Raw genomic sequence first — 23,321 nt, 5'->3', positions numbered from 1 at the left:
GGCCATCGCGTCAATAGCATGCTCTAAAACGCCCCCCTCACTGATCAGAACCTGTGCCGGGTCAGTTTCTAGCGGAAATCAACACTATTGCATCCGACGAGGCAGGGGTCCCATTTCGATCAGCAATGACAGAAGGTTGGTCTAAGGCTCTGAGAAGAGCTGCCATACTCACTCCTCGCCTTCTATTTCGACAAGAGCATCCTGCAGTGCGTTGAGCAGCAGATCAGCGTTTTCGCGAGAGAAAGGGAGTGGTGGCCGAATTTTGAGAACATTGCCATGCAATCCTGAAGCGCTTATCAATACACGCCGATTACGAAGCGCATTGACAACCTTCAGCGCGAGGGGGCTATCTGGCTCGCGGCTGTCCTGATTGCGTACAAACTCCAATCCGAGAAACAAACCGCTGCCTCGTACATCTCCAATCGAAGTGAACATCTCTTTCAAGCCGTTCATTCCTGCGAGCAGGTAGTCCCCTGTCTTGCGCGCGTTTTGCATAAGATTTTCGTTCTCGATAACGTCAAGTACAGCCGAGGCAGCGGCCAAGGAAACGTTGTTGGCCCCAAACGTGTTGAAGTAACGTATATCCTGGCCGAAACACTCCTGGATGTCCGACTTCATAATGGCCGCTGCGATTGGCATTCCGTTACCCATCGGCTTGCCGATTACTGCAATATCCGGGACGACTTCGTGACGCGCGAAACCCCACATGTTTGAGCCCACTCGCCCGAAGCCGGGCTGCACCTCGTCAGCGATATAAAGCACGCCAGCTTTGTTTAGCACATCAACGACAGGTTTGAGGAACCCGGGCGGATCGGCAAAAACGCCATCCGTGGAAAAGACGCTATCGGCGACAAAGGCAGCTGGCGTAATACCCCGGCGGCGCATGTGCCCAATCGCTGCAGCGACGTCCTGCGCCAATGCCGCGCCAACATCGCCACCATTAGCGCGATAGGTGTCGGGCGCCGGCACTGTGAGCACATGCTGGCCAAGGGGTACACTCTCCCCAAGCAACGGCGAGATTTCCGCCGCCGAAGCCGTAACGCCATGATAGGCGTTCTCCGTAATGATGATACCGGTGCCACCTGTATAATAGCGGGCCAACCGGAGGGCTAGATCGACCGCCTCGCTTCCGGTGCAGGTGTACATCACACGGTCGAGCTCGGCCGGAAACGTCGCCAAAAGCCTTTCGGAGTAGGAGAGGATTTGGTCGTTCAGATAACGTGTATGAGTATTGAGCTGCGATGCCTGGTGACTTATTGCGTCCACGACGTGCGGGTGGCAATGACCAACCGACGGCACATTATTATAAGCGTCGAGATAAGTTTCTCCGTCCGGTCCAAACAGCCATACGCCTTTGGCCTTCGTGATATGGGCTGGATTTTCATAAAAGAGCCGATACGACGATCCGAGTAACATCTGCCGGCGCTCGATCATCTTTCGCTCTCGGTCCGGCAGGCTACCGAGCCGAGCGGCGTCGAAGCCGTTAACCATAGCCGCACTCGGCTTGGTGGAAACGGGTCTTTTCATTCTCTTGATCCTTGTCGATTGGCCGCGCGCAGTCTTTCAATAGCGACAGTCCTCGGAATTGCATCAAGACGCGTCAGTTGGGACCAAACGCTGGCGCTTTGGGTTGTAAACCGTTTGGTATGCTCGGGAAACAGCCGCGCGCGCCACTTCGGAATGCAAAGCCGCATCACTAACCGCATGACCGCTGCCGTGTAGACAAGGTCGACTTCAGTGTCGGACAGGAAACATTCGCTGCGATACCCCCTGATAAGATCGCATATCGCCTCTACCGGATCGGGTCCATCCCCGATCTGGTAGGCAGCAGCGACGCCCAAGTCGAAAAGCGTGGGCGCGTGCACCATGTCACCAAAATCGATGAGGCCAGTGATTGTATCGGGCGTTGTCGTATCGACAAGGATGTTTTCCATATTAAAGTCGTTGTGGATTACCTGTGCCTGTAGCGAGTCCATGACCGGCACAATCATCGTCTCGAACTCATCGATCGCATTTTCGAGGCGTTTCCGCTGATGTATATCAGCAAACGTCGGCAGGACTTCGCGCATCCCTATCGCATGTTTCAAATCCCAGGTGATACGGTGGGAGGCAGCCTCATGTGAAAAGCTCTTCAAGGCCTTTTGCAAACGTCCGAGCAGCGCGCCAACCCGCCAACGCTGTAGAGGAGACTGTGGCGCGGTCCGTTGTGCAACGCCGGGCGCGAAGGTGACCATGCGCACACCGCGTTCGCTGCCGTCGCCCGCCACAAAGCGAAAATCCGCGGCACCGTCACGTGTGTGGACGACACGCTGGCAAGGAATTCCGGGGTCCACGCCCTCCACATGTAAAAGCGCCATGCTATGCATGGAGGTGACGAGAGGATCCTCTGCAGGGTTTAGGATTTTCAAAAGATAGGCAGTACCGTCCTCAAGCATCAGGCGGTAATTGCTGTCCTTTTCACCCCACAGCCATTCCGCGCGGGCAGAGAGGCCGTAATGGTCGCGAGCAAGTCGTTGGGCTTGATCGCGCGGCACGGGGGTGGAAGCAGTTTCCAGTTCGGCACCGAGCACACCTGTTTTAGAAATTTTTTTCAACGCAGGCCCTATTCTGTTACTGGTGCGGCGTCTGGCCGATACGGTGCTTTCAGCAATGTCGAAACACCGCAGTCGGGCGCCTGGCGACTATCCCCTCGCCAAAAAACCAACTCAGCGACCTTTCGAAACTCCGGATCGTACATCTCACCGCCTGAAGCGTTCGAATAGCGTCTCCGCAGGTCGTCCAGACTGGGAATCTCCGGCACTGCCTCTTTCTTCTGACCAAATCTCCATCCGCAATCAAGAAGCCTATTATGACCATTTGCGCATTGTAGTCAACATTGTATACATATTCGTATTCTCCGTGATCGAGCAAGAAGGAGAACGTTATCAAGACGCTCGCCGGCGCGGTTGAGCGTCTCGGCGACCATGCCGGCCGAGACGAGCGGCCGCGCCACCACCAGCTCGATCAGGCCCGGCAGATTTGACGACGAACGTCGGCCAACCAGGCGCCGCTCCATCATCTGTTTTGCCAGCGCCAGCCGGTCATGCTCCCTCATCCCGAACTCCGCCGTCGCGATCAGCCCCTGAGCGATGGCGAGCAGCCGGGTGTCGCGATCTGGATGCCGGCGGCGCTCGACGGGGATGGACTTCAAGCCGCGATAGAAAGCGGCGAGATGCGCGCTCGTCGTCAGTCCCGCCTGCCGGAGGGACGCCGCAGCCAGCAGCCGGCCAGGCCAGGGCGCGTGCTGCAGGACCTGCATATCGTTCCAGGCATCGATCAATAGCGTGGCGCGCAACACCGGCGGCAGACCTTCGGTCTCGGTCAGGACGACACGCCATTCGTCGAGCTGCTCGTCCTCGTTCCAATCGAGATCGTAGACCAGCGGATCTTTGTCCCGTGTGGCGCGCCGGCCAGGTCTTTTGGCTTGGGTCAACGCTGCTTCGAGCGGGCGATAATTGCGTCGATCGCCGCAAGCTCCGCCGCCAACGGACCCGACGGATCCAGCTCCGTTCCTTCCCCCTCCCCGGCAGCCTCGCTGAGTGTCGTGGCCGGCTCGCCGACGGCCGGTGCCGTGCCAGGCACGTCAAGAAGCTCGACCGCATTGGTATTGAACCGGTTCTTCGCGGCGTCAAGCACGTAGCGAAAATCTACCGCCGCGAGGATTTGGAGCAGCATCTATCGGTCTGAAAACAACCTCGTAATTGCAAAAAGAGCCCGACGTTGTCGGGCTTTTTTGTATCTTTATTCAGGAAGGCGACAAGATTGGAAACGAGTTACGGGAACATTTTAAAAATTGGTCTGAAATTTTCGATTTTCGCCTTAATAATTTCAATTACTTAATTGGAAAAATGGAAAAAAGTTAGGGGCGGCGACAGTTTCGGCATCAGTCGATTGCAAGACGTCAAGGAATAACGCAATCTTGATTGACGACAACGGTTTACCGGGCGCGGTATCGGCCTATCTGCCTGACAATCACATTCATGACGCTGGCCCTCGGCCAGCGATGGGGAGGTGGGGATGCTCCAGATTCGCAAAATACTCGCAGCGGTCACAGCCGTCATCGCGGTTGCCGTGTCGTCATCATGCACAACGAGTTCGACCGACTCAGTGCAAACCGGCTCGGTTGGATACAGCAGCGTGGACTTTGGACTAAGACCTGCCTGCCGGGACGGCTTTGGCAACGACCGTCCTTGCAGCTACTAAATCGTATGGCCGGCAGAACGACATCAGGGGATGAGCCGTCGGAAGCAGAAAATCCATTCGGCTTCAGCTTTGTCGTGAGCGCTCAAAATAGCGCTTTACGATGTCCTTGACTTCGCTTGAACTGAACCCCGGAACCCATCTGTGCGGTATCGCGACGGTCCCTTCAACAGGCTGCCACTTGCGCAACTGTCCAAGCATCTCCGGATCAGCGTCTTTGCGGACAATCAGATAGATGAATTCCGCCTGCCCGGATTGGGGGATATCGACACGTTCGATCATTGACCAAGGGATGGGCTTCGGCAGCCTTTGAGCAGTAATGCCGTCAGGCCCGATCACCATTATGGGCTTAGTGAAGTCCACCTTTCGAGCATTTACCACAACATAGGCGATGAGGGCGAGGAACACGATCGCGAAGAAGCCCTCTCCGACACCGCTCGTGCGTTTGCTCATTTCGATCTGCCCAAGGGCGATGAGTGAAAGGTAGACGAAAAAGAGCGCCATCACGCCAAGGATCATGAAGAGGTATCTGACGCTCCCTCGCAAGACGAGAATTGGCTGGGTGGCGTTTGGGTCGCGGTCGGCGGCGGGAGAATGTCCATCGGCCATGTGTTGAAATCAATCCTTAGGGAAAAGTCTCGTTTCATAGAGAGAAAAGCATTTATGCCGCCTGCTCGACCCAATATTTTATCAGCATCAATGCAGCCGCCTTGCTGAGCAGAACATCGCGCTCGTCCGCCAAATCTTCTTCGAAACGCTCGCAGAGCTTTTCACAGACAGTGAAAAGAGTGGTAGCGTCAGCGTGGCGACGATACCGCTGCTCTAAACGAGCGATCGTCGACGTCAACTCAGCTGTAGCAGGTATAGACGCCATCCTGACCTCCTGAAGCAGGCAACGGAATTAGTTGGCTACGCGTCTATTGGAAAATCGTTACGAATACCTGCAAGCGTGCTACACAACCGCAATGTTGCTCTAGGAAAGACGGTCATGCGGTATCTTCGGTCAGGGCCGCGTCGGCTTCACACCCAGGAGATGGGCGTTCCGCGCGCCAAAACGGTGGGTCTGAGGTCGGGGGAGATCGCCGACCGCAATATTCGCGTCATCCTGGAAGCGATCCGCCGGCATGGGCCGCTGACGCGCACCGAGCTGGGGCGGCATAGTGGCCTGACCGGGCCTGGTATCACCAATATTCTGCGGCGGCTGGCCGAGGAGAAGCTTGTCACGTCGAACCGCCGCAATGGACTTGGCGGTGGTGCAACCGCGACGGAATTTGCGCTGCGGCCGGAAGGCGCCTTTTCGGTCGGGGTCAAGCTTCGCCAACGGCGCGGCGAGATCGTGCTGATCGATTTGAGCGGCCAGGTGCATGACCGGGCCTATTTCGACGTGGAGCCGGCGGACAAGGTCGGGCTGGTGCATGCGGCCGCCCGTGATATGGTCGATCGGCACGCTGCCTTGCCGGTCATCGGCCTCGGCATCGCCGCCAGCGGCTGGACGGAAGCTGAGAGCGACACGATCGCCGCGATGTCGACCATCGCGCGCCCCTATGTCGAGAACGAATGCACCGCAAGCCTGCTCGCCGAGCGCACCATCGGTAGCGCCATGCCTGAGGGCTGTCTGGCGATGATCATCATCGATGACGATGTCCAGGCCGGTTTTCTCGTTCGCGGCGTCCCCTATTCCGGCGTGCATGGGCGGGCGGGCAGTATCGGCGAAATGCTGACCGGGCCCGATAATGTCCAGCTCAACACCGTCGTCGGCTTCGGCTCCCTGCGCGCGCGCATCGGCGACGAGGACTTCGCCCGCCTGATCAGGGGCGAGGAATTCTCCTGTCCCTTGCTGTCGCAATGGATACGCGAGGCCGCCGGCCATCTGCTCGATCCGATCATCGCCATGGCCGGTTTCTTCGCTCCCGGCGTCGTCATGATCGGCGGAGACCTGCCGCAGGGCGTGATCGAGGCGCTGATCCATCAGCTTTCCATCGAGCGGCGCGATACGTCGACGCGACCCATCCTCACGCCGTGGATCTCGCCGATGAAACCGGCAAGCTTCAGCGGCGGCGGCGTGGCGCTCGGCGCTGCCCTCCTGCCCTTCCTCAACACCCTGCTGCTGCCGCCGGCTTCGGCCTAAGTGAGTGCCTCGTCCTTGTGGCTGAGATCGGAGGCCAGCGCCTTGTCGAGCACCTTCTGGATATTGGCGGCGCGGCGGAAGGACGGTTCCTGGGTCTTGCCCGCCCGCACCGCCTGGACGAAACGCTGGTAATTGGTCTCGACCGGATCGAAGGGCACGTCGCGCCATGTCGCCGTGTGCACGTCTTCGCCGAGGCAGGCGCGCAGCGTCGATATGCCGGTATCGTAGATCATCTCGACCGAGCCGGTTTCGCCATAGACCCTGAGGCGCAGCTGGTCCATCTGGCCGGCGGCCGTGCGCGTCGCCTGGATCGTGCCGATCGCCCCATTGGTGAAATCGACATTCATCGTGAAGCTGTCATTGGCGTCGAGATCATATTCGCCGATCTTGTGACCCGGCGCCTTGTCGAAGGTCTTCAGCCGCGCGAAGACATGGGCGACGTCGAGCCCGGAGCCGTAGGAGGCGAAATCCACGATGTGGATTCCGATATCGCCGAGCGCGCCGTTCGACCCATGCTTCTTGCTCAGCCGCCACAGCCACTTGCTTTCGTTCTTCCAGTCGCCCCAGTGGCGGCCGACCAGCCAGCTTTGCAGGTGCGACGCCTCGACGTGGCGCACTGCGCCGATCTCGCCGGCAAGCACCATCTGCCGGCCTTTCTGCAGGGCAGGCGAATTGCGATAGGTGAAATTGACCATGCCGACCTTGCCCGAGCGTTCGATCGCCTCGGTCATCTCCATTGCCTTGACCGCATCGGTGGCGAGCGGCTTTTCGCAGAAGACGTGTTTGCCGGCAGCCACCGCCTGAAGCGTCGTCGGGTGGTGGATGCTGTCAGGCGTGACATTGGCAACCGCGTCGAATTCGCCCCAGGCGAGAGCCTCCTCAAGCGAGCTGAAATGATTGGCGATGCCGTGTTCGGTGCAGAAGGCGGCAAGCCTTTCCGGCACAACATCGACGCCGCCGACGACGCTGACGCCTTCGATCGCCTTGAAACGTGCAGCGTGCTGGTTGGCCATGCCGCCGGTGCCGAGAATGAGTAGACGCATTTTTTCCTCCCATAGAGTTACAGTTTCCGGCAGCCTAGGCAGCCGTGTAAGACAGTCCGGCCCCCGCGGTTATCCGCGATTGCCTCGTGCTCTTCCTCTGGAAATCGCCGGGATATGCGCTAGCTGCTGTTGATCGTCGCCAGCATCTCAACCTCCCAAGGTCTGGCCTTCTCAAGCTCTGGCTTGACATCAAATCAAAGTAACTTAATCTAATTAATGCAGCACGGAAATGAGGAGAGGTCAACCGACCGCCAGGCTGCATTCATTCAAATGGGGAGGAGACCCATCATGAAGAGCGCCACCGTCAGCGCATTTGCGCTGAGCACAATGTTATTTTCAGCATCCGTTTCATTTGCCCAGGAACTAGCCACCAAGGACCGGATCGGCCTTGCCGATGCGGCCAAGACCCTCGTCGTCCGCCTGACGAACGACAGCCCGAACAATTCCGATCCCGCTATCGCCGAGGGCTATCAGAAGCTCTTCGTCGATTTCATCAAGAAGCACCCGGACTGGAAATTGCAGATGCAATTCATGTCCTCCGACATCGGCACCGAACAGGCCAAGATGCTGGAGCAGGCCAAGGCCGGCAATGCGCCGGATTGCGCGGCCGTCGATTCCTTCGTGCTCTCGCAGTTCATGGTCAATCATGTCCTGGCCGATTTCACGCCCTATTTCTCCAAGGAAGAAGTGGACGACCTCTTCCCCTTCATCCGCAGCGGCATCACCGACAAGGACAAGACGGTGCGCGCCTGGTGGTGGGATACCGACCTTCGTGTGCTCTACCGCAACAAGTCTGTGGTCGCAGATGCGCCTGCAACCTGGGACGATCTGAAGAAGGCCGCGCTTGCCTCCACCAAGGAAGGTATGGAAGGCGTTCTCTTCAACGGCGGGCGCTGGGAAGGCACGACCTTCGACTGGCTCGCAAACTATTGGGCACTCGGCGGCAAGCTCGTCGACGATTCAGGCAAGCCGGTCTTCGGTGAAGGCGAGAACAAGGAGAAATTCCTGAAGGCGCTGAACTACTTCAAGGATCTCGTCGATTCCGGCGCAGCGCCCAAACGTGTCAGCACCATTGCCAATTACGACGACATGAATGCCGCGGCAGCGGCTGCGACGACTGCCCTCTTCATCGGCGGCAACTGGCAATATGCGCAGCTGAAGTCGACGCTCGACGAGGAGGAGTTCAAGAACTGGACCTTCTCGCCGATCCCCGGCCCCACCGCCGATCAGCGCTCGACCGGCACTGGCGGCTGGACGATCGCCTCCTTCAGCAAGGACAAGGATAAGGTCGAGATGTGCGCCAACCTCGCACGGGAGGTCTATATGGGGCCGGCCAATGCGCTGCAGCAGCAGCTGCCGACCCGCAAATCGCTGTTCGACAAATACGAGGTCTTCTCGACCGAAGCCAACAAGACCTTCGCCAAGGCGCTGGTCGACGGGCAGGCACGTCCGGGCGTGCCGATTTATCCTGAAATATCCAACCAGATCCAGATCATGATGGGCGATGTGCTCTCGGGTACGAAGAAACCTGAAGAAGCGCTGGATGCCGCCTTCAGCGCGGCGATGGAGGCTTACAAGCGGCTGTGATGCTGTGGTTAAGCTCAGGAGATTGGCGAGAGCAGCCCCTCATCCGGCTGCCGCCACCTTCTCCCCGTCTATCACGGGGAGAAGGGAAGATGCCGCAAGCTCGCCGTCCCTCACCAGCGCCTCGCAGGGCACGTCCCCTCGCCCCGTTTACGGGGAGAGGGTTAGGGTGAGGGGCAGCCATCGGCAGCTATCTCCGCCACTTTAGACAACGGTGCCGCCTGCCCGCAGGCGTCGCCGGGTTTGCCAAGTCAGGACAGGGAAGCCAATGAGCCCTATTGCCATCGAGGCTGACAGCCCGCCTCAAAGCAGAACGTTCATGCGCCGTTTCGCCGGTGCGCCGCTGCCCTGGATCATGCCCGTGATCGTCGTCATCGGCATCTTCTACCTCTACCCAGTCATCGACGTTTTCCGGCTGTCCTTCACCAATGCGACGCTGATCGGCGACAATCAGGACTATACGCTGGGCTCGATCGTCAATGCGCTGAGCTCGCCGCAGCTGCCGGACATTTTATGGGCGACGCTGATCTTCGTCGGCGGCAGCGTCATCGGCCAGCAGATCCTCGGCCTTGCGGTCGCCGTCACGGTCATCCGCGGCGAAAAACGCGGCCTGTTCGGCACCACCATCCTGAGGACGACGGCGCTCGTCGCCTGGGTCGTGCCGGGCATTGCCGGCGGCATCATCTGGCAGATGCTGTTTTCCGAAGCGCCTTACGGCGCGCTGAACAGCATTCTGAGGCTGATGCACATGCCAACCGTCGCCTGGCTTTCCGATCCGGCGATCGCGCCATGGTCGACGCTGATCTCCAACATCTGGCGCGGCACCGCCTTTTCGATGGTCGTGATGTATGCGGCGCTGAAGGCGATCGATCCATCGCTCTATGAAGCGGCCGAAGTCGACGGCGCAACCGCATCGCAGCAGTTCTTCTTCGTCACGCTGCCGCAGTTGCGCGCCGCCATCCTCGTCAACATGATCCTGATCACCATCCAGACGGTGAACACTTTCGACGCGATCATCACGCTGACCGGCGGCGGGCCGGGCCGCGCGACCGAGGTGATCTCGCTCTACGTCTTCAACATCGTCTTCAGAAACTACGATCTCTCCGGCGGCAGCGTGCTCTCGGTTCTGATGCTGATCATCAGCCTCGGGCTTGCCTTCGTCTACGCGTCATTCCTGCCCAAGGAGGAAGAGCAATGAGCGGGAGGACCGGAACGCGGCTCGGCGACGCCTTAAGCTATCTCTTCATGCTGGCGATGTTCGTCTTCTTCGCCGGCCCCCTCACCTATCTCCTGTCGATGGCGATGCGTGACAAGCGCGAGATCTACCGCGGCGCGGCGCGCTATATTCCTCAGAACCCCACCATCGACAATTTCATCACGGTGCTCAACAACAGCTATTTCCCGATCTATCTCTGGAACGGTCTGAAGCTCGCGGCCTTGAGCGGCTTCGGCGTGCTGATCGTGGCGCTGCCCGCGGCCTACGCCTTTTCCCGCTTCAATTTCCGCGGCAAGGGCCTCTCGATGATGGGGCTGCTGCTCTTCCAGATGATCTCGCCGCTTGTCATCATGGTGCCGCTCTACCGCTACATGAACCGGCTCGGCATGCTCGACACCCATTTTGCCGTCGTCATGGTCTACATCGCGCTCGGCGTTCCGCTGGCGACCTGGCTGTTGAAGAGCACGGTCGACGGCATTCCGCGCAGCCTCGACGAAGCCGCCATGATCGACGGCTGCAACCGCTTCTCGGTCTTCTGGCGCATCATCCTGCCCCTGTCGGCGCCGGGCATCGCCTCGGTCTTCATCATCACCGTCATTGCCGGCTGGTCGCAATTCCTGGTGCCTTTCCTGCTGCTCACCAAAAATGACCTGATGCCGATCGGCGTCGGAATCTTTAACTTCCGCGGCATGCAGACCGACTCGTCCATTCAGCTGCTTGCCGCCGCCTGCCTGATCTCCGTCGTTCCGGCGATCGTGGCCTTCCTGTCGCTCCAGAGACTGATCCTCGGCGCGATGACCAGCGGCGCGGTGAAGGGATGAGGATCGGTTCAGTCTCGATGATTGATGAAGGATTCGACCCTATGAACCAGACACTCGGCGCCAGGCCCTCCCCCGATCTGACCGGCGCCAATGTCGAAGATGCCGGCGAGCATAACAGGGCTGTCGTCCTGCGCTGCATCCATCGCCAGGCGCCGATCTCGCGCGCCGAAATCGCCAGGCGCACCAGTTTTACCAAACCGGCGATCGCCCGCATCGTCGATCGGCTGCTGGATGAGGGGCTGATCATGGAAGCCCGCCGGCGGCATGGGCTCAGAGGCCAGCCGGCAATCGAACTGGAGATCAATCCGGATGCCTGTTTTGCGATCGGCATCAACATCGACCGCGACCATCTGACGATCCTGGCGGTCGACGCCGTCGGCAATGTCCGCGCCCGGGTGCATCACGAAAAGCGCTTCATCCTGCCTGGTGAATTCATGCAGTTGACATCGGATGCGATTTCGCATTTCCAGCGTAGCCGGCTGATCGACGATGCGCGACTCGCCGGCATCGGCCTGGCGATGCCGGATTGGCTCGGCGAAATCTCCCTGCTCGGCAAGCCCAAGGCCTATCAGGAATGGACGGCATTCGATGTGCGCGCGGCACTGGAGAACCTGACCCAGCATCCCGTCTTCATCGAAAACGAAGCCAATGCCGCAGCCCTTGCCGAACTCGATTATGGCCTCGGCGCCGAAAGCAGCAGCTTCTTCTATATCGCCGTCAACGCCTGCCCTGGCGGCGGTCTCGTGCTCGACGGCAACGGCCATCGCGGCGCCATGGGTCTCAGCGGCGAAATCGGCTGGCTTCCCATTGCCGACGGCAGCGACGAGAAGGCCCATAAGGTCCAGCTTCTCGGTGAAATATTCTCGCTGTTTTCGCTTTACGATTTTCTTGCCCGTCACGACATCGAGGTGAGTGTCCCGCACGATCTGCTGACGCTGGATGCGCATGGCAGGCGCCTGGTTTCGCAGTGGCTGAAGGAAATGAGCGCGCATCTGGCCGTCGCCGTCAAGCATATCGGCTTGATCGTCGATCCCGACGCCGTCCTCGTCGGCGGCCGGCTGCCGATCCGTATCGTCGACGAGCTGCTGCGTTATGTGCACGAACATCTCGACCCCGAAGACGCCAACCTGCCCTCGCTGCATCGCGCCTCAATTGGCGAGGATGCCTCGGCCATGGGCGCGGCGGCCATGCCGATGGCGGCGGCCCTCATGCTCGCATCGGCCGATGCGGCTCAACGCACACGTTCGCCGCTGAAAAACATGGACCGCCTGAACAGCTGAAACGGCCGGATTTTGATGAAGATGGGAGGATTTTGATGAAGATCGGCTTTTACACCTCGACATTCAACGATCGCCCGCTTGAAGAAGTGGTGGATTTCGCCGCATCGGCGGGGTTCGATGCCATCGAAATCGATGTCGGCGGCCATATCAAGACGCCGGATCGGGTCGAGGCCGCCGTCGCGCTTGCCCGCAGCCGCAATCTCTTCGTCTCTTCGATCACCTATTTCGGCAATCAGCTCGATGCCGACCGCGACAAACGCCGGCAGCTCAGGGCAAGGACAGCCGATTTTGCCAGGGCGATCGGCGAGGCTGGCGTCCCGATCTTCGTGATCTTCCCCGGCCGCGACGACAGCGCCGGCGAAGATGCCAATTATGACGACTTCGCCGAATTCGCGAACGGGCTGATCGGAGAGACGCAATCCTCCGGTCTCATCTTCGCGATCGAAAACTGGCCGGGGCCTAAAGATAATTTCATCGGCACGACGCCAAGGGGATGGCAGGAGCTTTTCCGCAGGATCGAAGATCGCCGCTTCGGGCTGGAATTCGATCCCTCGCACCTCATCCGCATCGGCGTCGATCCCTATCGGGCGATGGAGGCGGTGAAAGACCGCATCGCCATCCTGCACGCCAAGGATACCGCGATCGACAAGGAGGTCCTGCAGGCTGTCGGCTATCACGGCAAGGGCTGGTGGCAATACAAGCTGCCGGGACTCGGCCTTCTCGACTGGCCGCGCTTCCTGCGCCAGGCGCGCGGCTTTGGCTTTGACGGCACGCTGTCGATCGAGCACGAGGACGCCGCTTACGGCTGGCCCGGCAAGGATCTGTCGGCGCGCCAGGAGGGCGAACGCCTCGGCCTCGATTATCTCAAAACGGTCCTGAACGGACTTTGACGGCGAATTCGGGAGGACTGTCATGGCCCATGTTTCGGTCAACAATGCGCGCAAGGATTACGGCGCGTTCAAAGCCATCAAAGGCGTATCGGTCGATATCGGCGACGGCGAGTTCGTCGTCCTCGTCGGCCCATCCGGCTGCGGGAAATCCACGCTGCTCAGGATGATCGCCGGCCTGGAGGGCATCACCTCGGGGAAGATCCAGATCGGCAGGCATATCGTCAACGAGCTCGCGCCCAAGGATCGCGACATCGCCATGGTGTTCCAGAACTACGCGCTCTACCCGCACATGACGGTCGCCAGGAATATGGGTTTTTCCCTGCGGCTCAAACGCATGCCGAGGGCGGAGATCGACCAGCGGGTCGGCAATGCCGCCAAGATCCTCGGCCTCGAAAATCTTCTCGAAAGATATCCGAAACAACTGTCGGGCGGCCAGAGACAGCGTGTCGCCATGGGCCGGGCGATCGTACGCGACCCGGCCGTCTTCCTGTTCGACGAGCCGCTGTCGAACCTCGACGCCAAACTCAGGGTGCAGATGCGCTCGGAGATCAAGGAACTGCATCAGCGGCTGCAGACGACCACCATCTACGTCACTCACGACCAGATCGAAGCCATGACCATGGCCGACAAGATCGTCGTCATGAAGGATGGTCTGATCGAGCAGTCGGGCTCGCCGCTGGAGCTCTACGACCGGCCGAACAATCTTTTCGTCGCCGGCTTCATCGGCTCGCCGGCAATGAATTTCATCCGGGGCGGCATGACGGAAGCCGGGTTCAAAACCGCCGACGGTCTGCTGCTGCCGAGTGAGCGCCGCCCGGGCGACGCCGTGACCTATGGCATTCGGCCTGAGCATATCAGGCTCGATCCCGACGGCATCGAGGTAACGACTGTCGTCGTGGAGCCGACGGGTTCGGAAACGCTTGTTATCGTTCGGTTGGGCACACAGACACTCACCTGCGTCTTTCGGGAACGGATCAGGGCCGCCCCCGGCGACGTGCTCAAGATCGCACCGGCCCATGATGCCGTTCACCTGTTTGCCGCCGACGAGCAGCGGATCACATCAGGCGAAGTCCCGCTCGAGTAAGCCCGCCGAATGCCCCCTCCCCTTCGGCCGGGTGGCGGCCGGGGGCGCGTAAGACGCGCCCCCGGCCCCGAAAACTCTTAACGCTTCACGAGACGGCCAAGTACTTGAACCAACGCCGAAAAGGTTAATATGCGTTAACCTTAAAATTCTTGGCCGGCATCGGAGAATCGCGGATAATAACGGTTAGAAGGACTTTTGATCCCGAAAATCGTTATCCGAAAGATTGCTGCCGATGAACGCTAATTTGACCGCCTTGAACAAGGCGCCGTTGCATTTCGAGGATCAGATCCTCGAGCATGGCGACGTGATTTCAAAGAAGCTGCATCTGCTCAGCGTGCAGCGCTTTCCTCCCAATGCGAAGAAGACACTACGCAGTTTCTCCCTGGCGGAGGTCGCCAATTATGTCGGCGCCTCGCAAAGCACGCTGAAGAAGTTGCATCTCGAAGGCAAAGGCCCCTGCCCGCAGACCTCGCCTTCCGGGCGCCGCTCCTATAGCGCCGAGCAGATGCTGGAGCTGCGCCGCTATCTCGATGCGCACGGCCGCTCCGAGAGCCGCATGTATGTTCCCCATCGCCGCAGCCATGAGAAGCTGCAGGTCATCGCGGTCGTCAATTTCAAGGGCGGCTCGGGCAAGACGACGACCGCTGCCCATCTCGCCCAGCATCTGGCGCTGACCGGCCACCGCGTGCTTGCCGTCGATCTCGATCCGCAGGCATCGCTGTCATCCCTGCACGGCTTCCAGCCGGAATTCGACCAGGCCTCGTCCCTTTATGAAGCGATCCGCTACGACGGCGAGAAGAAGAAGCTCTCGGAGATCATCCATAAGACGAATTTTCCCGGCCTCGATATCGTGCCGGCCAATCTCGACCTGCAGGAATACGAATACGATACGCCGCTTGCCATGGCCGATAAGTCGAGCAATGACGGCAAGACCTTCTTCACCCGCATTTCGCGGGCGCTCGCCGAGGTCGATGACCGCTATGATGTCGTCGTCATCGATTGCCCGCCGCAGCTCGGCTATCTCACGCTGACGGCGCTGACGGCGGCGACCAGCGTGCTGATCACCATTCATCCGCAGATGCTCGACGTCATGTCGATGGGCCAGTTCCTGCTGATGCTCGGCGGCATCCTGAAGCCGATCCGTGCGGCCGGCGCCGAAGTGAACCTTTCCTGGTATCGCTATCTCATCACCCGCTACGAACCGACCGACGTGCCGCAGGCGCAGATGGTCGGCTTCATGTCGACGATGTTCCACGAATTCATGCTGAAGCACCAGATGGTCAAGTCGACGGCGATCTCGGATGCCGGGATCACCAAGCAGACGCTCTATGAGGTCGAGCGATCGTCGATGAACCGGGGAACCTATGACCGGGCGTTGGAGGCGATGGACGCCGTCAACACAGAGATCGCCGAGCTTATTCATCGGGCCTGGGGGCGGTGATTTGTCGGCTGACAAATTCGCTGTTTCCTTGAACCGAATCAATTGATTGACCGCAATCGGAGGACGTGATGGCACGAAAGAATCTGCTGGAAGGGCTAGCCGACATGCCTGACGAGAATGCTGGCGCGCCGAGTTATCCGATGCGCGGGGCAGGCCGCTCGCTCGTCCGCTCGCTGGATGAACTCGCCAAGCAGGCGGAAAAATTCCTGGAGGGCGAAGCGGTCGTCGATCTCGACCCCGATGTCGTCGAGGTCTCCTTCGTCAAGGACCGCCTGTCCGAGGATGACGAGGAATTCCGCGGGCTGGTCGAAGCGATCCGTGCGCGCGGGCAGGATACGCCCATTCTGGTGCGCCCCCACACCAAGATTGACGGACACTATCAAGTCGTCTTCGGCCACCGGCGGCTGCGCGCCGCCCGCGAGCTCGGCCGCAATGTCAGGGCGGTCGTTAAGGTGGTCGACGACCGCACCCATGTCATCGCCCAGGGCCAGGAGAATTCGGCCCGCGCCGATCTCACCTTCATCGAGCGGGCGCTCTTCGCCGGGCGGCTGGAAGAACTCGGTTACGACAGGGAGGTCATTTCAACAGCCCTTGCCGCCAATGCGGCGTCGATCTCGAAGATGCTTTCGGTGATGGATCGCATCTCGCCGGAGGTCGTCCAGGCGATCGGCCCAGCACCCGGCATCGGCCGCGAACGCTGGGTGGAGCTGTCGCTGCTCGCCGGCAAATCGGCCAATGCAGCAAGTGTCGCCCAGGTCTTGCAAGACGACAGCTTTCATCAGTTACCCTCCGACAAACGTTTCGAAACGCTCTATGCGGCGCTGAACAAAAGCGCGCGGCCGGTGAAGAAAACGGCAGCGGCAAGGAAGGTGAAATGGCAGCCGCTAGATAAGGCGGTCCAGGCGGAAATGAAGAATGACGGCAAGGCGTTCTCGCTCTCAATGAAGGCGAGGAATGCCGGCCGCTTCGGGGAATTTCTCTCCGGCAGGCTGGATGCGCTCTATGAGCAATTCCTCGCAGAGGAGAGCAAATAAGGAGACTGAAACCGCAAAAGAAAAAGGCCCCCAAACGACCTGAGTCGTGGAAGCCCTTCTCCTATCCTTAAGCAAGACAGAGAATCGCATTTTCACGAATCCCAGTCAAGAGTCCGGCAACGCCGCGCGTGCCTTTTCAGACACGTAAAAGACGCTGCAGCACTTTTCTCCTCGCGTCGTTTCGGTGAGCGGATTTCTTTTGCCTGATTGAAGGTGAAGGAAATGGAGAGTGAATCTGTGACGACGCCCTTCGGGCGGCGGCCGATGACGCTTGGCATGCTGCTGAAACAGCGGCGCGGCGAAGCGATCGAGGCGGGGACGCGGCGCAACAAGTGGAAGCTGTTCAGATCGGTCTGCGAGGCCCGGGCGGGTCTCGGCGTCGGCGATCGTGCGCTGACGGTGCTCGATGCGCTGCTGACATTTTTTCCCGACGACGAGCTGTCCGGCGAAAAAGGACTGGTCGTCTTTCCCTCGAACATGCAGCTTTGCCTCAGGGCACGCGGCATGGCGGCCGCGACATTGCGCCGGCATCTCGCCGGTCTCGTCGAGGCCGGACTTATCTCCCGCAAGGACAGTCCGAACGGCAAGCGCTATATCCGCCGCAACAGGGAAGGCGGCGTCGACGAGGCCTATGGCTTCAGCCTGGCGCCGCTTCTTGCCCGCGCCACCGAGATCGAAACGATCGCCGCCCGCATTGCCGCCGACCGGCAGATGCTGCGCGCAATGAAAGAGCGGCTGACGATCTGCCGGCGCGATATCGCCAAGCTCATCTCCGCCGCCATCGAGGAAGCACTTCCCGGCGACTGGGAGCCCATCTCTTCGATGTTTCATGCGCTGCTGGAGCACATCCCGAGGGTGGCAACGCCCGAAAACCTCGCGCCGATCCTGGAAGAGCTCGAGACAGTGCGCCGCGACATCATCAATACATTGGAATCACAAGATAAAAATCAATTATCGAGCACCAATGAATCCCGAATTGAGCACCACATACAGAATTCGAATCCCGAATCCATATCTGAATCTGAACCGGGCTTGGAAGCGAGGCAGGAGCCGAACCGGCATCACCAGCCGAGGGCAGGACTGGAAAGGCGCGAACCAAGAATTGCCGGCAAGGACGGGGAGCGGGCGCCGGCCACTGCCCGGACAAATGCCGCAGGATTGAAATCCGTCCCGCTCGGCACGGTTCTCCAGGCCTGCCCTGATATTGTCGACTACGGGCCAGACGGGGCGGTCGCCAGCTGGCGGGACCTCATGATGGCGGCGATCGTCGTGCGCTCGATGCTGGCCGTCAGCGCATCGGCCTATGAGGAAGCGGCGAGGGTGATGGGACCCGAGAACGCCGCCGCCGTCATGGCCTGTATTCTGCAGCGGGGAGGGCGCATCAACTCCGCCGGCGGCTATCTCAGGGACCTGACACGACGCGCCGAACGCGGCGAATTTGCACTCGGCCGGATGCTGATGGCGCTGTTGCGGGCGGGGGAGCGCTTTCCCAGGCAGCGGGCTGGCGGATAACCTTAATATCTGGCGGGATTATACGTCAGAGCTTTGCACACATGGTTAGACCACCAGATCTAGACGCCTTCATCAGCACCGTTTGATTTGCGTTGGAAATCAGAGATAAATTGATGCGACCGCGAGTTCGGCTCCGATGCGGCCTCATAATCCTCGAACCCTAAAAGGAATTGTTTGGTAGCCAAGAACTTTGCTTCATTGGTCGAAGCGGCTGTGAGACAGTCCAGCACGCGGCTAGCATCAAATGTCCCCAGCTCTGAGTCAAGCAACCGATATGGGTGCAGAAAAAAGTGCCCCTCGTAGAAGCAAAGAAGCTTCATTGCTCGCCTTGATTTCCCGATAGTTGCCAGAAATTTCGGAGAAACCTGGATGGCGCAAACGTTTCTCGATTCTGATGAACGTTCTTCTGCCAAACAGTAAGCATCAGTAAAGCCGCTGCCAATCAGAAGACCCTCTCCGCTGACGATGTCACCAAACCCCAGTCCACCCCTTGGAATGTATCCGAGCACCAGCATTTGCTGATATAATATTGAGGCAGCAACCAAAAATCGCAACGCAGGATCTGGCATGCCACGTCCAGAATGCAACACGAACATGTCGTTCAGCCGTAACGATCTGAATTCCCGAGTTCCAAAGATCCGTGAACCGATCTGGAGGGCTACGCGGTTGGGCAATTTTGCCCGAAATGCAACGTACTGTCGGTCGATTTCGTCCCACAGGGAAAGCAGACCGTCTCTATCGCAGGCGTTTATCTTGTTCCTAAAGCCAAGCGCATCCATTACCAACACGGGCGAAGACAACACTCTTCGTGATGACATCAGCATGCAAACACCACTCTGCGTTCAGCAAGGTAAAGCTGCCATCTGGCAACGGCTACAATCATAGAACGGTTTTGCACTCAATGTACGGTAAATCCCAATCTTGGCATCCTCACATTTGTGGCGACGAACAATCTCTCTGTTCTCGTTAACGTTTCCTCGTTGGGCCCTGCCTCCTTGCTGCCGAGAAAACGTGCGCAAAACAAACGCCGCACTTGCAAATGTTCTCTATTTGTTCTAATTTGCCAATGTCTAGGAGGAAGTCGTCCATCCACAGCTCAAGTTTCGTTTTCCACTGTTGAGGTTGAAGTCTCAGAGGATTCAGGTTGAGGGAGAGACAGGCTCATGCAAGTTCAAAATGCAAAATGGACTAGCAAATGGCTTACTCTGTACAAATCCCCTTTGAGCATCAACAACGGAACTCTTCGATTTCCGACACCTATGTCTGTTGGTCCCGTATGCAGAGCGAGGCAGGCCAAGGATTGAGCGACATCCTGCAGCGGAAGGAAAATGAGCGTCGTGCGGGCGGAGGAGTTTTTTTCTGGGGTGTCGGAAATGCACCTTCTAGAGCAGTCTCTGCCCTGGCCCGCCTGAGAAAGAACATTCCTGTCTATTTCTCAATCATGAAGAGCAAACCCAAGCTCGCTGATTCTGCTCCTTCAAGCGTCGTTGTCTGGCGCCGTTATATCGACCACGACGGGGCAGAACGGCAGCTCCCGCCCTTTGCCCTGATCACAAGCCGTGGCAGCAGTGGAAGTGGCAATGAAAAGACCAAGCATTTCGCCCTGGTTTGTCGAAGTGATGAAGAGCTAAAGCTGAAATTTGGAACTCCATTCAATCATCACGCGTTTCGAAATGCTGGACCAAACGGCGGACAGATCGGCGCGTCGCAAGTCACCGCATTGCTCAGGCCGGTAGACTCAAGCGAAACCGCCGCTGAATATGAAGTCAATCTCGAAGCGAGCCTAACCGGAAGCTATTGGATTCGGCTATCCGATCCTCTTCCGCTTACGGATTCTCAGATTGCTCTTTATAACAGCGTGAAGGCAGCAGATCCTGCGGCGTGGATGGAGTTCGCGTCAGAGCTTCGACATCGATCTTCGACACGAGCTGATGAAGGACCTCAACTGGGCCTTTTCTAGCTCTTACGCACCGTGTCGGTAACATAAACGGGATTTTCGTGAGCACAGAGGCCCATAAACTCCGACAGCAGTTGCGGAAGTCAGGCCTGACCGAAAAGGCGATCGACGCCGCATGGCCAGAATGGTGGTCCGATGAACTGGAAGCGAGTCCCTCCAGTCGGGCCGAGCTTAGGTTTACGCTCGCGCGTAAGCTCGGACTAAACCCTAGGCCGCTTCTTGGTGAACGGGTCGAGTTCATTTGGCGAGATCGGGCACGCTTCAAGCACCTATCTGCCGGTGACGATGTCCGGCAAGACGTGATGACATCATTCGGCGTCTCCATCGGTAAGCTCCTCATCAAAGCCACGAGAACGATAGATCTTCCGTCCGTGTCGGCAGTTGATCTGCGCACGGCAACACTGTCAAATGCGCCCTTCGTCGATCTGCAGTCCCTGATTGCGATTTGCTGGAGCGTCGGTATCCCCGTGATTCATCTACGCGTTTTTCCGCTTGACCGGAAGTCAATGCATGCGATGGTCGTGGAAGATCAAGGGCGCTACGCGATTTTGCTTGGGCGTGACGCCAATTTTCCAGCACCTGTTGCCTTTACCTTGGCTCATGAAATCGGGCACATTATGCTCGGCCACCTTCAAGGGACGTCGGCAATCGTCGATCTTGAAGAAACTGAATACGACACAAGAGGCGATCCCCAAGAAGAAGAAGCGGACGCATATGCCATTACCCTGCTGACTGGTTCACCAAGCCCGGAAATAACGACCAATGTGACTAGCTTCGGAGCCAAGGCTCTTGCGCGGTCCGTACTTGAGGCGGGACCAAGACGTGGTATCGAACCTGGCACACTTGCACTGTGCCTTGCGCATCGTACTCAGAACTGGGCGGTCGCGATGGCGGCGCTTCAACATATTTACAGTGAAAGCAAGCCTGTCTGGCAGGAGGTGAACGGAATCGCACGTCGTGAATTGGATTGGGGCCAATTGAACGATGACTCCGCAGATTATCTGGAGAAGATAATGCTTGGACCAAATGGCTGAACTCGTTCTTCTCGATAACGATATCGTCCTAAAGTCATGTGCCTATGGGTCGGCCGTCGATCTTATTGATTTGGCGGCCCGTCACAACCGGCGGCTAGCTATGCTTCGTGTCGCACAATATGCCGTTGGTCGTCGGATACAGAGAGCCCGTGATGTACGAGACGTTGAGGGATTAAGCGGTCAATGGGCAGCTCTTCTGCCATCTGTTTTAAGCATTGAGCCAACTCAAGCCGAAATAGAGTTCGCAGCTGAATTGGAAGAACAAGCAATTAACCTTTCGCTTGAGCTTGATGCGGGCGAGAGTCAACTTTTCGCAGTTCTCGTTTTCCGGGCGTCACCGTTACTGCTGACCGGCGATAAGAGAGCGATTGCGGCGCTAGAAGCCATTGGGCGCTCCCTTCCGGAAGAACGAGTCGCATGCTTGGAACAGTTCATATATTCCCTTCTGGATATTATAGGCTTGACCAACCTTCGAACCCGGATATGTCGCGAGCCGCAGGTCGACCGTTCATTGACAATTTCCTTCTCCTGTCACGTAGATAAAGTATCTGAACGATCAGTCCGACAGGGCCTTGAGAGCTATATTAGTTCCGTTAGAAAATCAGCACCGACTGTTCTTCTAAAGACCGCCGCAATCTCAGCGATAGTTTCTTAGGAAAACAGCATAAGGCGCCTTAAGTTCGGCGACCAAGTTGATCTGCCGCTCAGCAACGGGTTCGTCGCGATTCACGATTTCAGGCGCGGCGAGTACTTCGAGACAAGCCTTGTCCACACGGCCACTAATGTAGCGGCTCCCCAACCGACCTGCATTCGGCCCAACCGGCACCCTGGTTCTGTTTAAAGGCAACTTGAAATCCTTCTCAAAGATTTCGCCGATTTTCAAAGCAAAGCGAGATCCTCGCACTTCAATACTGTCAGGAATTTTCTCCCATTTTATTCCATCCAAAGAGAACTCAGCGGCGCATAAAGGTTCGGCGAAATGCTTGGAAAGCATCGATTCCATGCAGAGATGGATCGGTTTGCCCGCTGCCTCGAATCCCTTTGCAAATGGTTGGACCATGGAGGTCGGATGGCAGGTGTTACCGCCGTATCCCCAAAGACCATATCCAGTCTCTTTGATCTCCTGAGATTTTCTCTTGATGATATCTGCAAGCGTCTCCTGAGCGTGGGTCCCAACCTTCATGAATAGGATGCCGGCGCCTGGCGTAATAAGATCAGTCAACGTGTGCCTCCAAGAGTTCGAGTTCATATTCGTCATCTGACGCTTTGCCATAGTCAGGGCGTTTTCTCTCCCTGACAAATTTAACCTTTGGATCCTGAAGATTGCCGTAGAAATTCTTCAGCCGGTCCGCAGCTGTCGGTTGGCTGGGATTTCGCTTTCCTCCATTCTTCGGGAGCGAGCTAACAAACAGGTTGCAGGAACGAAGAGCTGGCGCGTCATCCAGATGATACTCATGGAGCTTGCGTTGCATCCGGGAGACGTAAAAACCCCGGTTCGAAGCAAACGACTGAACATTGGCGAGCACCCGCTTTGGCCACTCCAACTCATCATCGTCGGCAATAACGATCATGCCGTCACCATCGTAGCTAACGGCCTCAATACCCCGTTCGACGAAGATATTGACGCTTTCGCCGTCGTTTGAGGCGCCCCATGGCGGATTGGTGTAGAAGCAATCGTATTTACCCCGCTCTGGAAAGGCATCCAGGCAATTGTAGAGTTCGGCATCAAGATGATCGAGCCGCTCTTTATCGGCGAACCGCTTTACTGCATTTACAGTCCGCTCATCGAAATCGAAAACCGTAATCTTCGACGGTCCGAACGACAGAACATTCCGGGCCATCAAATATGCCACGCAAACGCTGATCGCGTCACCGTCGCCGATAAAAGCAAGACGCTTCTTGTCAGCCCAATCAGCGACAATCTCACTCTGGACAACCATGTCGCCGGTTTTCATATGGATCTGATCAAAGTCCCTCAGCGGTCGAGGCCTATTTTGCACTACATCAGAAACCGCATTGATGGCCTTGTGCAGGTCAACCTGTTCCCTCATGATGACC

Annotated in this window: 22 protein-coding genes and 2 pseudogenes; 14 read left to right on the top strand and 10 right to left on the bottom strand. The window is 58.2% G+C overall.

Features of this window, described 5'->3' with window-relative positions; all coding sequences use genetic code 11:
• Nucleotides 1–168 precede the first annotated feature (168 nt).
• The 4 genes and pseudogenes from BBJ66_RS30590 to BBJ66_RS30580 all read right to left on the bottom strand — a co-directional run.
• Nucleotides 169–1,491, bottom strand: coding sequence for an aspartate aminotransferase family protein (locus BBJ66_RS30590; RefSeq protein WP_071093093.1), 1,323 nt, complete (start codon nt 1,489–1,491; stop codon nt 169–171).
• 32 nt (nt 1,492–1,523) lie between these two features.
• A complete protein-coding gene (locus tag BBJ66_RS30585; RefSeq protein WP_244511788.1) occupies nt 1,524–2,594 on the bottom strand; it encodes a phosphotransferase in 1,071 nt (356 codons plus the stop codon).
• 20 nt (nt 2,595–2,614) lie between these two features.
• Nucleotides 2,615–2,800: pseudogene (locus BBJ66_RS35570) on the bottom strand (agmatinase); the annotation flags it as partial.
• Between the two features lie 69 nt (nt 2,801–2,869).
• Nucleotides 2,870–3,603, bottom strand: a pseudogene (locus BBJ66_RS30580) (RHE_PE00001 family protein); the annotation flags it as partial.
• A 453-nt stretch (nt 3,604–4,056) separates the two neighbouring features.
• Here BBJ66_RS30580 and BBJ66_RS35565 point away from each other — a divergent pair.
• Entirely contained in the window at nt 4,057–4,242 is a 186-nt protein-coding gene (locus BBJ66_RS35565) for a hypothetical protein (protein ID WP_083335662.1), read from the top strand.
• Between the two features lie 63 nt (nt 4,243–4,305).
• Here BBJ66_RS35565 and BBJ66_RS30575 read toward each other — a convergent pair whose 3' ends face one another.
• Together BBJ66_RS30575 and BBJ66_RS30570 are read right to left on the bottom strand one after the other, a co-directional pair.
• Nucleotides 4,306–4,848 (bottom strand): hypothetical protein, encoded by a 543-nt coding sequence (locus BBJ66_RS30575; RefSeq protein ID WP_071092847.1) that lies wholly within the window; start codon nt 4,846–4,848, stop codon nt 4,306–4,308.
• 52 nt (nt 4,849–4,900) lie between these two features.
• The gene (locus BBJ66_RS30570; protein WP_071092845.1) at nt 4,901–5,113 is read right to left on the bottom strand and encodes a hypothetical protein; all 213 of its coding nucleotides are present in this window, start codon (nt 5,111–5,113) and stop codon (nt 4,901–4,903) included.
• 114 nt (nt 5,114–5,227) lie between these two features.
• On the opposite strand from BBJ66_RS30570, the gene BBJ66_RS30565 reads away from it, so the two are divergent.
• On the top strand, nt 5,228–6,367 hold the full coding sequence (locus tag BBJ66_RS30565; RefSeq protein WP_071092843.1) for an ROK family transcriptional regulator: 1,140 nt from the start codon (nt 5,228–5,230) through the stop codon (nt 6,365–6,367).
• Here the strand turns inward: BBJ66_RS30565 and BBJ66_RS30560 are convergent.
• A complete protein-coding gene (locus tag BBJ66_RS30560; protein WP_071092841.1) occupies nt 6,364–7,410 on the bottom strand; it encodes a Gfo/Idh/MocA family protein in 1,047 nt (348 codons plus the stop codon). The genes BBJ66_RS30565 and BBJ66_RS30560 overlap by 4 nt on opposite strands.
• Before the next feature lie 288 nt (nt 7,411–7,698).
• On the opposite strand from BBJ66_RS30560, the gene BBJ66_RS30555 reads away from it, so the two are divergent.
• From BBJ66_RS30555 to repC, 9 genes are all read left to right on the top strand, one after another.
• Nucleotides 7,699–8,997, top strand: coding sequence for an ABC transporter substrate-binding protein (locus tag BBJ66_RS30555; RefSeq protein ID WP_071092839.1), 1,299 nt, complete (start codon nt 7,699–7,701; stop codon nt 8,995–8,997).
• Nucleotides 8,998–9,262: 265 nt separating this feature from the next.
• On the top strand, nt 9,263–10,192 hold the full coding sequence (locus BBJ66_RS30550; RefSeq protein ID WP_071092836.1) for a carbohydrate ABC transporter permease: 930 nt from the start codon (nt 9,263–9,265) through the stop codon (nt 10,190–10,192).
• Nucleotides 10,189–11,031: a carbohydrate ABC transporter permease gene (locus tag BBJ66_RS30545; RefSeq protein WP_049730799.1), complete on the top strand. Its 843-nt coding sequence runs from the start codon at nt 10,189–10,191 to the stop codon at nt 11,029–11,031. Before BBJ66_RS30550 ends, BBJ66_RS30545 begins: the two co-directional genes overlap by 4 nt.
• A gap of 41 nt (nt 11,032–11,072) precedes the next feature.
• The gene (locus tag BBJ66_RS30540) at nt 11,073–12,311 is read left to right on the top strand and encodes an ROK family transcriptional regulator (RefSeq protein WP_071092834.1); all 1,239 of its coding nucleotides are present in this window, start codon (nt 11,073–11,075) and stop codon (nt 12,309–12,311) included.
• A 35-nt stretch (nt 12,312–12,346) separates the two neighbouring features.
• Nucleotides 12,347–13,201: a sugar phosphate isomerase/epimerase family protein gene (locus BBJ66_RS30535; protein WP_071092832.1), complete on the top strand. Its 855-nt coding sequence runs from the start codon at nt 12,347–12,349 to the stop codon at nt 13,199–13,201.
• 22 nt (nt 13,202–13,223) lie between these two features.
• Entirely contained in the window at nt 13,224–14,285 is a 1,062-nt protein-coding gene (locus tag BBJ66_RS30530) for an ABC transporter ATP-binding protein (RefSeq protein WP_071092830.1), read from the top strand.
• A 232-nt stretch (nt 14,286–14,517) separates the two neighbouring features.
• On the top strand, nt 14,518–15,726 hold the full coding sequence (gene repA, locus BBJ66_RS30525) for a plasmid partitioning protein RepA (protein ID WP_071092828.1): 1,209 nt from the start codon (nt 14,518–14,520) through the stop codon (nt 15,724–15,726).
• A gap of 68 nt (nt 15,727–15,794) precedes the next feature.
• Entirely contained in the window at nt 15,795–16,760 is a 966-nt protein-coding gene (repB, locus tag BBJ66_RS30520; protein WP_071092825.1) for a plasmid partitioning protein RepB, read from the top strand.
• Between the two features lie 222 nt (nt 16,761–16,982).
• A complete protein-coding gene (gene repC, locus BBJ66_RS30515) occupies nt 16,983–18,272 on the top strand; it encodes a plasmid replication protein RepC (protein ID WP_071092822.1) in 1,290 nt (429 codons plus the stop codon).
• A 59-nt stretch (nt 18,273–18,331) separates the two neighbouring features.
• Here repC and BBJ66_RS30510 read toward each other — a convergent pair whose 3' ends face one another.
• Entirely contained in the window at nt 18,332–19,096 is a 765-nt protein-coding gene (locus BBJ66_RS30510) for a hypothetical protein (RefSeq protein ID WP_128146143.1), read from the bottom strand.
• Between the two features lie 371 nt (nt 19,097–19,467).
• On the opposite strand from BBJ66_RS30510, the gene BBJ66_RS34670 reads away from it, so the two are divergent.
• The 3 genes from BBJ66_RS34670 (at nt 19,468) to BBJ66_RS34665 (ending at nt 21,918) form a co-directional block, all read left to right on the top strand.
• Complete coding sequence (locus tag BBJ66_RS34670; protein ID WP_128146144.1) at nt 19,468–20,232, top strand: hypothetical protein; 765 nt, start codon at nt 19,468–19,470, stop codon at nt 20,230–20,232.
• 299 nt (nt 20,233–20,531) lie between these two features.
• Nucleotides 20,532–21,263, top strand: a complete 732-nt coding sequence (locus BBJ66_RS30505) for an ImmA/IrrE family metallo-endopeptidase (protein ID WP_244511784.1) — start codon at nt 20,532–20,534, stop codon at nt 21,261–21,263.
• On the top strand, nt 21,256–21,918 hold the full coding sequence (locus tag BBJ66_RS34665) for a hypothetical protein (RefSeq protein ID WP_128146145.1): 663 nt from the start codon (nt 21,256–21,258) through the stop codon (nt 21,916–21,918). The genes BBJ66_RS30505 and BBJ66_RS34665 overlap by 8 nt, the downstream gene beginning before the upstream one ends.
• Here the strand turns inward: BBJ66_RS34665 and BBJ66_RS30500 are convergent.
• Nucleotides 21,901–22,485 (bottom strand): hypothetical protein, encoded by a 585-nt coding sequence (locus BBJ66_RS30500; RefSeq protein ID WP_190238042.1) that lies wholly within the window; start codon nt 22,483–22,485, stop codon nt 21,901–21,903. The genes BBJ66_RS34665 and BBJ66_RS30500 overlap by 18 nt on opposite strands.
• The gene (locus tag BBJ66_RS30495; RefSeq protein WP_071092816.1) at nt 22,478–23,314 is read right to left on the bottom strand and encodes a bis-aminopropyl spermidine synthase family protein; all 837 of its coding nucleotides are present in this window, start codon (nt 23,312–23,314) and stop codon (nt 22,478–22,480) included. Before BBJ66_RS30495 ends, BBJ66_RS30500 begins: the two co-directional genes overlap by 8 nt.
• Nucleotides 23,315–23,321: the final 7 nt, after the last annotated feature.

The sequence above is a fragment of the Rhizobium sp. RSm-3 genome (genome assembly GCF_001854685.1).
In the GTDB taxonomy this organism is placed as follows: domain Bacteria; phylum Pseudomonadota; class Alphaproteobacteria; order Rhizobiales; family Rhizobiaceae; genus Rhizobium; species Rhizobium ecuadorense.
This window is presented reverse-complemented; position numbering and strand designations above follow the sequence as displayed.